Raw genomic sequence first — 12,287 nt, forward strand, 5'->3', positions numbered from 1 at the left:
AATAAACATGAAATAAGTATAATTACTTGATCTTGGACAAATAAAAATGAAAAATCCGCTCTCATAGAAACATGCAGCACGCCCAAAAAACTGTCAGAAGCAGGTGAGATTATAAAGAGTCATTTTAATCCCACCTGATCCAGTAAAGATTAGAATCCTAACGCGGCGCCCAATCCTTCGTAACATAGACATCGATAATCTTATCGATGCTGCCGTCGCTGCGCATCGCCGCCAGCGCGGTTTTCAGTTTGGCTTGGGTATCGGTGGAGGCTTTGTCGCGGGCGGCGAAAAGGGCTAGCGGGGTTTCGATTAGCTTTAGGCTATCGCCCAACACGTCCGAAAGCTCGAACACTTTGGCCGAAAAGCGCAGGCCCGGCGCGCTGCCGATCCCGGCATCGATGCGGCCCGCCTGCATTTTCTTGAGAAGCTGTTCGAAGTTCGGCTCTTCCGATTTCTTCAGGCTCGCGTCCTTATCATACTCACTGCCGAAGTTGGTGCCCTTCACGAAGGCGGTATTGAGCGGCTTCAGGTCGTCGTAAGTTTTCAGCGTCACGCCTTTCCGCGCCAGGGCCACGATGGGGATGTTGAACACATCGCCCAATTGGTCGGCGTCCATCTTGGTGAGCGCGCCGATCATGGCAAACTCGGCCTGCTTGGTATTGATGCTTTCGATCATCCGCGCCACCGGCACGTCGCGCGCCACAAGGTCCACGCCCGCGCGCTTGCCTAGTTCCTGCACCACCGACACCAGCACGCCCACGGTTTTATCGCTCTGCTGAAAGGCCCAGGGGGCATTGTTCGGCACTAAAACGGTTTCGGCTTGGCTTGGTAGCGCGAGAGCGAGGAGGGCGCTTAAGCCTGCCCCGAGAAGGAGTTTTATACGCATTGCTATCCCTTGTAAAAAATGGCGCGCAGTGCCCTCCCCGACCGTCGGGGAAATAGCAGAGCAGTTTAGGGTTAGAACTTGCTAAAATTCTGCTAAGATTTGTCTAGACAGGGATGCTTTCCGTCCCAAAGCCCCCTACCCCTCCGCCCGCACCGTCTGAATCACCACGCCGTACCAGCCCTGCCCCGGATAGGTTTCGTAGCCCGGCGTTAGCGCATAGCCTGTTACCGTGTGGTCGTTCTGATAATAGCCAACGGTCTTGCCGGTTTCGGGCAAATGCACCTGTTCGTGCAGCACGCCTTGATCGTCCGACGCGGCGATAATGCGGTGGTTTTCGTCGACGATCAGGCAGCGCGTCATCGCCCAATCATCCTCGTCCAACCGAATGCCTTTCACCACGGCGCTGGCCTGGGGTTGCCAGTCGAAGAAAATGCCTAAAACGCCGATGGCCTCGCCGTGGGCCTTGCCCTTCTCCCGCACCGCCGTCGCAAAAATCGAAACCTGATGGTTGCCAAGCTGCGGCACCGTTTCGATATCGCAGGCGATATAATCCTCGCCGCTGCGGGTGCCGAGGCCGCGCTTGAACCAATCGGTTCTCGACACATCCGCGCCGACCCCATTGGGGAAGCGGTTGCCGCGCCCGGTGGCGATCACGCGCCCGTCGAGCCCGACCACCCAGAGGTCGAGATAGACCGTGTAGCTGTTGAGGATGACCGCCAAGCGTTCCGCCGCCTGGGCCGCCATCTCCGCGCCATCGGGCAGATTGCGGTGCGTGAGCGCGTCGAGCACCGCCTGATCGGTCGCCCACCAGCGCACATCGCAGGAGCGCTCGTAGAGGTTGCGGTCGATGAGTTCAATGACATTGGCCGCAAGGTCCGCAAGGCGCTGGCCGCGCACCTGCCGCACCAGCTTTTCCCCCAGGGCCGACAGCTCGCCAATCGCGCCCGACAGTTCGGTGGTGAGGTCTTCGGCGATATGGGTGATCCGGTCGGAAATCGCCTTCACCTCGCCCGCAACCACGCCAAAGCCCTTGCCCGCCTCGCCGGCGCGCGCCGATTCGATGATGGCATTCAACGCTAAAATCCGCGTCTCGCGCGTAATCTGCTTGATCTGCGTAATTTTATGGTCGGCAATCGTACCGACTTTGCGGGACAGGGAGATGATGCGTTCAGGCTGTGTCACGGGGAAGCCTTGCACTGTTGGAATAGCCGTTCTGCGATACGCGAAGGGCTCTTGAGCAAAACAGGCTTAGCAAAGCGCATACCAAAAGGATTTGTTAATATTTTATGTCTAGTTGCGCGCAATCGCGGGCAGTCTGCTTAAGTATTAGCCTTAATGTGATGAGATTTTACGACTTGCCTAAAAACCGCGCAACAGCCGGTCGATATATTCCCGCTCCAGCGTTGGCCGGGTCGGGTCGGCGGCCCGGCGGCGCAGATCGTCGAAGATCGTGCGGGCGCGCTCCACGGCGCTATCCTCGGGGATTCGCACGCGGTCGTCGTTGCCGAGGCCGTTACCCGGTTGCTGATCGCCCCGGTCGCGGCCCAGGGGATCGCGGTTCTGGCCGGTGGTGGTTTGCTGGCCGGGGCGTTGCCCGGCACGTTGACGCCCTTGACCCTGCCCCTGACCTTCGCCCGCCTGCTGGCGTTGCTGATCGGCAAGGCCGCGCATCGCGTCGCGCAGTTGATCGAGCGCCTGTTGCTGCGCCCCCGCCGCCCCGCCCTGCTGGCCCTGTTGGAGCCGGGAGAGCGCGTCGCGCATCGCCTGTTCGGCCCGTCCGAGCCCCTGGGGCATGCCGCCATTGGCCTCGCCCAATTGGCGCATGATCTCGCCCAGGCGGCGGCGCAAACTCTCCTGCTCGCCCGCCATATCGCCGTCGCCCGGCTGCGGCTCGCCCTGTTGGCCTTGCTGACCCGGCTGGCCCTTTTGGCCGCGCTGACGGTTCTGCTGAAGCCCGCGATCCATGAGGCTGCGCTGCTGACGGGCGAGGTCTTGCAGATTTTGCAGCGCCTGACTGGTCGGATCGCCGTCATCCTCGCCCATCTCGCTCTCGTCGCCCTCGGCCAACTCCGGTTCGGCATTGGCGAGCTGTTCCATCAGCTCGCGCAATTGATCGAGCAGCGCTTGCGCCTGTTCCTTCTGGCCTTGGCGGGCCAGCTCGCGCGCCTTATCCATCATCTGCTGAATATCGCGGCTGGTCACCGTGCGGGCATTGGGATCGCGCGGGCGGCGCGGTTTATCGGCGCGCTGGGAATTCTCGATGGCGCGGCGGGTGAGCGCCTGCATATAGCGGTCGAGCGCCTGTTGCATCGCATCCAGGCGCTGCTGCATTTCGGGATCGGTGAGATCCTGCTCCAGCCCGTCTTGCACGGCCTGCTGGGCCTCGCGCAAATCGCGCTCCAGCACACTCAGATCGCCCTCCTCCAGCCGCAGCGCGAGATCCCAGAGCGTGCGGACGACCGGCGCTTGATCCTCGCTCGGGTCAGCCAGAATCAGCCGGGCGCGCGCGCTCATCAGGCCGAGAAACACCAGCGTGTCGTGACTGAAGGCCTGCGGGCGGATCGCCAATTTCTCCAGCGCCCGCGCCACTTCCGGCGCGCTATCGGGCTCGTCAGTGAGAGCACGGCGCAAATCGATGATGGCTTTGGCGACGGGGTGGGTGAACTCTCGCGCCGGAAGAATCAACAGTTCCGGCTCCGAGCGGCCTTCCTGCCCGCGCCCGTCGCGCGCAATCAGCGTGATCGACACCGGCAGCCCTGCCCAGGGGTGATCGGTTAGATCGTGCAGCGGGGCACCGCTGGCGGCTTTGCGCGCCGGGGCGGCGAGAGTGAGGCTGAACGGCTCGCCCTTGCGCTCCGACAGGCGAATTTCGGCGCGAACGCTTTCGATGCCGTAATCATCCTCGCCCCCCCAGGGCAGGCGCAGCGACTGGCGCGGCGTTGGGCCGGGACGCTCGCGGAAGGCGATTTTCGGGACCGCATCGGGCAGCACCCGGATCGGCCAAGCGCGGTTCAGCAGCGTTAGCGCCCCTTCCTGCGCCTCGGGCGGCACCGGCAGCGTCGCGTCTCCATGCCAAACGCCGTCGCTCTGACGGGTCAGTTTCGTTGCTGCGATGCCGGGGGCGGAAAAATCGGGGGGCGCTTTTGTCTCATAGCCCGAAAGCTGAACGGAAAGCTGCGTGCCGCCGGGCAGCGCAACCGCCTCGCCCTCGGGCAAACGCGACAGGGCGAGCGGCGGCAGATTGGTATAGGCGGGCGGCGTCGCCCAAACATCCATCGAGGGTGGGACGGTCGAAGCGGTCTCGAAGCGTGGCAGAAAGGCGGCGCGCAGCCGCTCGGCCCGGTCCGGCCCCGCCGCGAAAAACCCAACGATCACGGCGGACACCACTAGCGCCCGCAGCCCAAACGGATCGACCTCATAGGCCCCGCGCGCCGGAAGGCCCGTGCGCAACTGCGTGAGGGATGCCAGCACGCGGGCGCGATGCACCTGCCAGAGCGAGAAGGTAACGGCATCGCCGCCCGCCGGTTCGTCCTGCAACGTGGTCAGCGGACGATGGGCAAGGCCGGAGGCGGTTTCAATCCGCCGATCCACCGTTGCGCTATCGGGCCAGCGCCAATGCCGCAGCCGGGTCCAAGCGAGGCCAAGCCCCACCGCCGCAAACAAAATCAAAGCGGCAAGATGCGCCCAACCGGGCAGCACCGACAAAAGCCCCGTCCAAGCGAGCGCGACAAATAGCAGTGCGAGCCCCAGCAGCGGCAGCAGGGCCGTCCACCCGGCTTCCCACGCGAGCACAAGATGTGCCCGCCCCCGTGCCCAACGCAAGGAAGCGGGCGTTTCCATCGTCAAACGCCGGAAGTTACGAAAGCCGGGGCCGGGCTTTCGTCGGAAAAGAGATCGTCTAAGGAACGGCGGGGTTTAATCACGGCGAACTGATCCCCTTCCACCAAAATTTCGGCAGGCAGCGCGCGCGTATTGTAGCTCGATGCCATCGCGGCGCTATAGGCCCCTGCCGATAAGATAGCGAGTAAATCGCCGTCCACCAAGGGGGGCATGGGCCGATCTTTGGCAAAAATGCAGGAACTTTCGCAAATCGGTCCGACGATATCGACCGGCGCGGGCGTTTCTGCCGTTTCCCGCACCGAAATAATCTCGTGCCACGCCTCGTACATGGCCGGGCGGATGAGGTCGTTCATCCCGGCATCGAGAATATAGAAGCGCCGGTCGGAGCCCTGCTTCACATATTCGATGCGGCTCAGCAGCACCCCGGCATTGCCAACCAGATAGCGCCCCGGCTCGAACATCAGCGTGCCGGGGAAACCCGCCGTGACGCGCTTCACCATTTCGGCATAAGCGCCAATATCGATGGGGGCTTCGCCGTGGTAGGGAATGCCAACGCCGCCGCCGCAGTCGATCCGTGTGATCGGATGGCCGTCCGCAATCAATTCTTGCGCCAGCGCCACCAGCCGGGTCAGCGCCGCTTCGAAGGGCGCCACCGTAGTAATCTGGCTGCCGATATGCATGGCCACCGCTGCCGCGCGAATGCCGGGAAGCGTGGCGGCATGGGCGTAGACCGATTTCGCTTGATCGAGATCGATGCCGAACTTATTGCCCTTCTTGCCGGTGGTGATCTTGGCGTGGGTGCCCGCGTCCACATCCGGGTTGATGCGAATGGCCACATCCGCCACCAGCCCGCGCGCGGCGGCAATCGCCGAAATCCGCTCCAACTCCGGCAGGCTTTCGACGTTGAACTGAAGAATGCCGATGGTCAGCGCTTCTTCGATCTCCGTCGCGCTTTTGGCAACCCCGGCGAAAACGATCTTCTGCGGGCTCACCCCTGCGGCCACCGCGCGCTTCACTTCGCCGATGGAAACGGCATCCGCCCCCGCGCCTTCCCGCGCGAGCAGACCCAGCACCGCCAGATTGGAATTGGCCTTCACTGCATAACAAATCAGCGCATCGCGATCGGCAAAAGCTTCGGCGAAATCGCGATAGGTCGCGCGGATCGTATCGCCCGAATAAACATAAGTCGGCGTGCCGACCGCTTCAGCAATCGCCGTCAGCGAAACCTGTTCGGCGTGAAGCGAACCGGCGATATAGGAAAAACCGCTCATTGCGTCGGGTACTTTCTAGGATAGGTCGAGTCGGTGCCCGCCGGGGGCAGGGGTTCGGCGCGCTTGCCGCAGGCGCTCAGCGCCAGGGGAGCCAGAACGGCGAGCAGCAGGCCGAGTTTGAGGGCGCGGCTCATAGGAAGCGTGCCTTCGCCTGGGCCACCGCCGCCACCACCCGGTCCGGCGCGGTGCCGCCGAAGCTTTGGCGCGCGCCTGCCGAACCTTCGACGGTCAAAACGCTATGAACATCCTGGCGAATTTCCGGGTGGAGGGTTTGGAAGTCTGAAAGCTCTAACTCATCCAGCCGCACGCCGCGCGCTTCCGCCAGCGCCACCGCCCGGCCCGTAATGTGATGGGCTTCGCGGAACGGCACGCCCAATTGCATCACCAGATAATCGGCAAGATCGGTCGCGGTGAGGAAACCGCCGAGCGTCGCCTGTTGCATTGCCGCATTCTGCACCTGCATATCGCCGATCATGCCGGTCATCGCCGCCAGCGAGAGCGACAGGGTTTCGACCGCCTCGAACACCGGCTCCTTATCGTCCTGCATGTCTTTCGAATAGGCGAGCGGCAGGCCCTTCATCACCATCATCAGCGCGGTGAAATTGCCCAAGGTGCGCCCGACTTTCGCCCGCACCAGTTCGGCGGCGTCCGGGTTGCGCTTTTGCGGCATGATCGACGAGCCGGTCGAAAACGCGTCCGACAGGCGGATAAAGCGGAACCGGTCAGAGCACCAGAGCACGATTTCTTCCGCAAGGCGCGACAGATGCATGCCGAGGATGGACGCGCCCGCCAGAAACTCCAGCGCGAAATCGCGGTCCGAGACGGCATCGAGCGAGTTCGCGGTGGGCCGGTCGAAGCCGAGAAGCTGGGAGGTCAAGTCCCGGTCAATCGGGTAGGGCGTGCCCGCCAGTGCCGCCGAGCCGAGTGGATTTTCGTTGAGGCGCTTGCGGGCATCGACAAACCGCCCGCGATCCCGCCCCAGCATTTCCACATAGGCGAGCAGATGATGCCCGAGCGTCACCGGCTGCGCCGCTTGCAAATGCGTCATGCCGGGCAGGATCGTGCCGGAATGCTCTTCCGCCCGCGCAATCAGCGCCGCTTGCAGGGCTTTGAGGTCGATATCCAACTGGTCGATGGCATCGCGCAGCCACAGGCGGAAATCGGTCGCCACCTGATCGTTACGCGAGCGCGCCGTGTGCAACCGCCCGGCCGAGGGGCCGATGAGTTCCGCCAGCCGCGCTTCGACATTCATATGAATATCTTCCCGGTCGACGCGGAACTCGAACTGCCCGGCTTCGATTTCGGCCAGAACCCGGTCGAGCCCCGCCTGAATCGCCGCGCCATCGGCAGCTGGAATGATCCCCTGCTTCACCAACATCGCACAATGGGCCTTGGAACCGGCGATATCTTGCCGATATAGGATTTTGTCGAAGCCGATGGAGGCGTTGATCCGCTCCATGATCGCGGCGGGACCAGCGGCGAAGCGGCCCCCCCACAGTTTGTTGGTGGCGGGTGAGGAAGAGGAAGAATCGGCCATGCCTAAAGTACCATCCAGTCCTGAAATCGATCCGCCTGCACAGGTCACGCGGCGGGGCGTGCTGCGGGCAACGGTTGGGTCCGCCATTTTCACCATGTGCGCCCCACTTGCAACAGCGCAGGCAGCCGAAGCGCTGCCGCTCAGCGGCCCAATGGTAAAATTCAAACTCTCCGCGCCCGAGGCGGCCAGCCGTTCGCCGGTGCCGGATGTGGTCAGCCTCGATGAAGCGGGGGCCGAACGCCGCTTGTCCGAGCATCTTGCAAGCTCGTGCTCCTGAATTTCTGGGCCACCTGGTGCATTCCCTGCGTCAAGGAAATGCCCGCCCTGCTGAAACTCTCCCAGCGCTGGCAGGCCGAAGGGCGCGCCGCCGCTGTGCTGCCGATCAGTCTCGACCGGGCAGGACTTGCCAAAGTGCAGGAATTTTATGCCCAGCACGGGCTTTCCTCCCTGCCGCTTCGGAACGACAAAGGCGGGGCTGCGGGCCGCGCATTTGCCTTACGCGGGTTGCCGACCAGCATTCTGATCGACGCCAAAGGTCGGGAAATCGGGCGTTTCGAAGGGGATGCGCCGTGGGACGGGCCGGAGGCAGCGGCGCTATTCAAAGCCCTGTTCAGCGAAACTTAACTGGCATCCTTTTTGCTGCCCCGCTAGCATCGCGGCGCAATGCGCGCAAAAGACTAGGAGTTGTGGGAATGAGCATTCGTAAGCTGACGGAAACGGTCCAAAGCCTGTTTTCCTCCAAGACCGACGCCAATGCGCAGGCCAGTAGCAGCCTTATCCCGCAGTCGAGCAGCGCCCTTGTCGATAGCAATGTCACCAGCACGCCGACCGGCAAAAGCTTCCGCGATTACGTGAAATCGACGACCGAGCAGACCGGCAATCAGAAGCTTGGCGATATCGCCATGACCGAATCCTACGGTAGCGCCTTTGCCGCGCAAATTATCGCCGCGCGCACTCAGGACGTGACCCAGATCCAGACCGAAGTCGATAAACGCCAAGCCGCCTTCGACCGCGACCTGAAGCAGGTGATGACCGATAACGGCCTCGATGCAACGACGATCCCAACCCTCGACGTGAACGCACGCGGGCGGATTACCGTCAGCAATTATAAAGAGGCTAATGCGCTCGAAACCGTGCTGAACAGCACCCCCGGCGTGTCTGAAGCGCTGGACGAACTCAGCACGGCGAAAATCGCGCTCGCCCAGTTGAAGGCCCAGGCCGCCGGGCTTGCCAGCAATGGCCCCGGCTTCTCGGTGAGCTTCGACGGCGCGCGTGCCCAGCTTGCCGCCGAAAAATCGATCACGGCACTCGGCACCAATCAATCCGTCGCCCCGACGCAAAAGACCGAAGCTTAACTTTCCTCCGCGACAGGTCGCCCCCTGGACAAGTGCCAGGGGCGGGACCAGTATCCCTGGCATGGCAAAGACATCCTCGCCCGCCGGGGCGGCTGACCGGCACGATATTCTGATTTTGGGGGGCGGCCTCGTCGGCGCGTCCCTCGCCATCGCCCTCGGGCAAGCGGGCTTACGCGTCGCCCTGATCGACCGCGATACCCCCGCCGACCAAGTGCAGGATCGTTTCGACGGGCGCGGCTCCGCCGTGTCGCTCGCCTCCAAACGCGTGCTCGTCGGCCTTGGCGTCTGGGATGCGATTGCCGAAAAAGGCCCGATCCTCGATATCCGCGTGTCGGACGGCCCCTCGCGCCTGCATCTGCATTACGATCACCGCACGGTCGGCGACGAGCCGATGGGCTGGATTATCGAAAACCGCTTTCTGCGCCGCGCGCTGCATAAGATCGTCGCGCAAACCCCAAATGTCGATTGGCTGGCCCCCGCCCGAACCACGGGCTTCGAGCGCGGCCCCGGCTGGGTCGGCCTCACGCTGGAGGATGGCCGCAGTCTTCGGGCACCGCTGCTGGTCGGCGCGGAGGGCCGCCATAGCCCGACGCGCGACTGGGCCGGGATTAGCGTCCGCCGGGTCGAGTATCACCAAACCGGCATCGTCTGCGCTGTGGAGCACGAAAAGCCGCACCAGGGCATCGCCCACGAACGCTTCCTGCCCATCGGCCCGCTGGCGCTGCTACCGCTGGAGCACCCCAACCGCTCCTCGGTGGTCTGGACCGAAGACCCGGCGAAAGTGCCAGGGTTCCTCGCACTCTCTGACGAGGATTTCGCTTACGAGATCGAACGCCGCTTCGGCCCCTGGCTCGGCAAGATGCGCATGGTGGGGCCGCGCTGGAATTATCCGCTGACCGCGCTGATGGCGAACCGTTTCTACGGCGACCGAATTGTGCTGGCGGGCGATTCCGCCCACGGCGTTCACCCGATTGCAGGTCAGGGCGTAAACCTCGGCTGGCGCGACGTGGCGGCCCTGGCCGAACTGCTGGTGGAGGCCGCCCGCACCGGCACCGACCTCGGCTCCCCCGCCCTGCTCGCCCGCTATGAAGCCTGGCGCAAGCCGATTGCGTTGGCATGCTGGCGGCGACCGACGTGCTGAACCGCCTCTTCGCGACCGATTTCCCGCCGGTCCGCCTCGCGCGCGATGTGGGGCTGGCCGTGGTTAATCGGATCGAGCCGCTGAAGCGCGTTCTGATTCGGCAGGCGATGGGGGTGCTGGGGAATCAGCCGAAGTTGGTGCGGGGCGAACGGGTTTAGCCCGCCCCGTCATCCCAAAGCCAGCAACCGCTTCACCGCCCACCCGGCCCCAAACAAGCCGAAGCCGAGCAGCAGGAACGACGCGCCCAACAAAAGATGCCCGTGAAATTTCGGGCGGATCAGGCGGCGGACGGCATAGGCAAACCCGCTGAGCGCCGTAAATACGAGAAACAGCCAAATCCCGCCCAGAAGCGCCAAACTTTCACCGGGCGTCGGCAGAACGTCCAAAAACTGCGGCAGGAACGACGAGAAAAATACCAAATATTTCGGGTTGGAAATCGCAATCGCAAACCCCTGCCCAATCCCCGCCTGAACCGGCAGCGCCCCCGCAAGATCGGCCCGCTGCGCCCGCATCCGCCGGATCATGCCGACGGCAAGCCAAACGAGATAGAGGCAGCCGACCAACTGAGCGCTCGCAAAAACCGCCGGGCTCAGGCTGAAAACCCCATTCACCAGCAGCGCTGTTGCTAAAATCAACACCAAGGACGCCACCGCCGTCCCCAGCACGACGCGGAACGCCCCGCGCATTCCCCCGGCGAGCCCCGCCCGCACGACCAGCAGATTGACCGGCCCCGGAGTGAGCAAAAGAACGGTCACGGACGCGGCATAAACGGCAATCTGAGTGAAATGAGCCAAGCCTACCCCCGCCGCCGCACGAGGATCACTCCCCCCGCCAGCAGCGCCCCGATACTATTCGCCGCAAAATCCTCCCACGAGCCATTGCGCTCGGGAACGAAACTTTGGGCGATTTCCACGAGGCCGCCGTAGGCAATCGCCAGCGCAATCGCCGCGATTCCAGCGTTGCGCGTGCGCGTTGACAGCGTCAGCAGCCCGGCGAGCAGCCCGTAGGCCCCGGCGTGCAGAAATTTGTCGAACCCATACTCGCCCGGCGGGGCCAGGGAGGGGGCAAGCGAGCCGTAGAGCATAAAGGCAGCAAGGCCGAGCGCGGCCAAGGCGAAGAGGCGCGGCGGGAGAGCGATCATGCAAAAACCTCTTCCGGCGTAAGCAGCGGACGGCAGGATGGGCTTGAGTGAGGGCGAAGACTTGCGCCAAAAAATCACTCATCGCCGCATCATGCACGAGATGATGGGTGAGGAGACCTGTCGGCTCTTCCGTCACCGTGCCAGCGCGGCGGGCATCGAGATGGCGGATGATTTCGGTGAGCGCGAAATCGGCCCCGCGAAACACACGGCCCCGCTTCCAGGCGATGGGGTCGCAGTGGCAATTGACCCAGCGCAACCCGGCAATCGTGGGGCGCGGGGCTTTCTCCGGGACGGGGTTGAAGGTGGAAAGCCCCCTCAGCCCCTGCCCCGGCAGGATCGACACCAGATCATCGCCGATGCGGTTCCACGGCGGCACGAACACCGGCAAGAAGGCGTCGCCGAACGCCGCTTCCAGTACTTCCCGGCCCTCGGACAGGTCGAACAGCCGGTCGCTCAGCGGGCGCGCGGATGGAAACTCCCCCGCCTTCGCCCCCTCCCCCGCGTGATTGAGATGGGCGAAGCCGTGCTGAAGCACCGTGCAATGAGCCCGCGCGACCAGCGGAATAATCTCGGGCTGAAGCCGCGCCGGGATCACCGCCAACCCCAGCTTCGGTCCGGTTTTGGCGAGCGCCAGCAGAGTTTCGAGCGCGGGCGTTGGTTCGGCGGCGTCATCGTCGCGCCACCAGAAGGTTGCAACGCGCCCCACCTCGCCCCAGCGGTCGAGTTCGCGCGAAAAATCGGCCCAGGCGCTCATCGGGCCGCCACCCGCGCGGTGAGAATTTCGGCGGATTTCGGCGCCCCATCCATCGCCAGATCGAGCGTGACCGGCGTGAGCGCCGCCGCACGGTCTACCGCCGCGCCCAGAATTTCCGGCGTCAGCCCCTCGGGGTCGACCGCAACCGCCCGCCCGGCTTCGGCGAATAGGGCGGCCCGCAGCGCCTGTTCGGTTTCATCGCCCTCAGCAAAGGGAATCAGCACCGAGCGCACCCCCGTTTGCAGAATATCGAGCGCGGTATTATAGCCCGCCATCGAAATCGAGAGATCCGCCCCGGCCAGCACCGCGCGAAAATCGGGCCGGAAGCGTTCCACGGCAACGCCCGGCGGGGCCGCCGCGCG

General features: G+C 63.9%; 15 protein-coding genes. 6 read left to right on the plus strand and 9 right to left on the minus strand.

The window, feature by feature from the left end:
* Nucleotides 1-157 precede the first annotated feature (157 nt).
* The 6 genes from VZ95_RS06585 to argH form a co-directional block, all read right to left on the minus strand.
* Nucleotides 158-886 (minus strand): substrate-binding periplasmic protein, encoded by a 729-nt coding sequence (locus VZ95_RS06585; protein WP_045775151.1) that lies wholly within the window; start codon nucleotides 884-886, stop codon nucleotides 158-160.
* A 135-nt stretch (nucleotides 887-1,021) separates the two neighbouring features.
* Nucleotides 1,022-2,068 carry a methyl-accepting chemotaxis protein gene (locus VZ95_RS06590; RefSeq protein ID WP_045775159.1) on the minus strand — a complete coding sequence of 349 codons (1,047 nt, stop codon included), beginning with the start codon at nucleotides 2,066-2,068 and terminating at the stop codon, nucleotides 1,022-1,024.
* A 177-nt stretch (nucleotides 2,069-2,245) separates the two neighbouring features.
* The gene (locus tag VZ95_RS06595; RefSeq protein ID WP_156995118.1) at nucleotides 2,246-4,726 is read right to left on the minus strand and encodes a TIGR02302 family protein; all 2,481 of its coding nucleotides are present in this window, start codon (nucleotides 4,724-4,726) and stop codon (nucleotides 2,246-2,248) included.
* Nucleotides 4,727-4,728: 2 nt separating this feature from the next.
* On the minus strand, nucleotides 4,729-5,997 hold the full coding sequence (gene lysA, locus VZ95_RS06600) for a diaminopimelate decarboxylase (protein ID WP_045775153.1): 1,269 nt from the start codon (nucleotides 5,995-5,997) through the stop codon (nucleotides 4,729-4,731).
* Entirely contained in the window at nucleotides 5,994-6,131 is a 138-nt protein-coding gene (locus VZ95_RS25260; protein ID WP_198148138.1) for a hypothetical protein, read from the minus strand. The genes lysA and VZ95_RS25260 overlap by 4 nt, the downstream gene beginning before the upstream one ends.
* The gene (gene argH, locus VZ95_RS06605; protein ID WP_045775154.1) at nucleotides 6,128-7,534 is read right to left on the minus strand and encodes an argininosuccinate lyase; all 1,407 of its coding nucleotides are present in this window, start codon (nucleotides 7,532-7,534) and stop codon (nucleotides 6,128-6,130) included. The genes VZ95_RS25260 and argH overlap by 4 nt, the downstream gene beginning before the upstream one ends.
* On the opposite strand from argH, the gene VZ95_RS21695 reads away from it, so the two are divergent.
* The 5 genes from VZ95_RS21695 to VZ95_RS26745 all read left to right on the plus strand — a co-directional run bounded on the left by VZ95_RS21695 (nucleotide 7,533) and on the right by VZ95_RS26745 (nucleotide 10,188).
* Complete coding sequence (locus tag VZ95_RS21695; RefSeq protein ID WP_052711545.1) at nucleotides 7,533-7,811, plus strand: hypothetical protein; 279 nt, start codon at nucleotides 7,533-7,535, stop codon at nucleotides 7,809-7,811. The two genes, argH and VZ95_RS21695, sit on opposite strands and share 2 nt — an antisense overlap.
* The gene (locus VZ95_RS06610) at nucleotides 7,802-8,158 is read left to right on the plus strand and encodes a TlpA disulfide reductase family protein (RefSeq protein ID WP_052711546.1); all 357 of its coding nucleotides are present in this window, start codon (nucleotides 7,802-7,804) and stop codon (nucleotides 8,156-8,158) included. The genes VZ95_RS21695 and VZ95_RS06610 overlap by 10 nt, the downstream gene beginning before the upstream one ends.
* Nucleotides 8,159-8,226: 68 nt before the next feature.
* Nucleotides 8,227-8,889 (plus strand): hypothetical protein, encoded by a 663-nt coding sequence (locus VZ95_RS06615; RefSeq protein WP_045775155.1) that lies wholly within the window; start codon nucleotides 8,227-8,229, stop codon nucleotides 8,887-8,889.
* Nucleotides 8,890-8,950: 61 nt separating this feature from the next.
* Nucleotides 8,951-10,030 (plus strand): UbiH/UbiF/VisC/COQ6 family ubiquinone biosynthesis hydroxylase, encoded by a 1,080-nt coding sequence (locus tag VZ95_RS06620; RefSeq protein WP_232302522.1) that lies wholly within the window; start codon nucleotides 8,951-8,953, stop codon nucleotides 10,028-10,030.
* Entirely contained in the window at nucleotides 10,006-10,188 is a 183-nt protein-coding gene (locus VZ95_RS26745) for a hypothetical protein (RefSeq protein ID WP_232302523.1), read from the plus strand. The genes VZ95_RS06620 and VZ95_RS26745 overlap by 25 nt, the downstream gene beginning before the upstream one ends.
* A gap of 9 nt (nucleotides 10,189-10,197) precedes the next feature.
* Here VZ95_RS26745 and VZ95_RS06625 read toward each other — a convergent pair whose 3' ends face one another.
* On the minus strand, nucleotides 10,198-10,824 hold the full coding sequence (locus tag VZ95_RS06625; RefSeq protein WP_045775156.1) for a LysE family translocator: 627 nt from the start codon (nucleotides 10,822-10,824) through the stop codon (nucleotides 10,198-10,200).
* 2 nt (nucleotides 10,825-10,826) lie between these two features.
* The gene (locus tag VZ95_RS29185; protein ID WP_045775157.1) at nucleotides 10,827-11,171 is read right to left on the minus strand and encodes a VanZ family protein; all 345 of its coding nucleotides are present in this window, start codon (nucleotides 11,169-11,171) and stop codon (nucleotides 10,827-10,829) included.
* A 176-nt stretch (nucleotides 11,172-11,347) separates the two neighbouring features.
* Between VZ95_RS29185 and VZ95_RS29190 the strand changes: the two genes are divergently transcribed.
* Nucleotides 11,348-11,677 carry a hypothetical protein gene (locus tag VZ95_RS29190; RefSeq protein WP_198148139.1) on the plus strand — a complete coding sequence of 110 codons (330 nt, stop codon included), beginning with the start codon at nucleotides 11,348-11,350 and terminating at the stop codon, nucleotides 11,675-11,677.
* Nucleotides 11,678-11,921: 244 nt separating this feature from the next.
* Here VZ95_RS29190 and VZ95_RS06635 read toward each other — a convergent pair.
* Nucleotides 11,922-12,287 (minus strand): glycosyltransferase (locus VZ95_RS06635; protein ID WP_045775158.1); only part of this gene is annotated, 366 nt, incomplete at its 5' end.

Origin of the sequence: Elstera litoralis (genome assembly GCF_000963705.1) — a bacterium.
Taxonomy (GTDB): Bacteria; Pseudomonadota; Alphaproteobacteria; order Elsterales; family Elsteraceae; genus Elstera; species Elstera litoralis.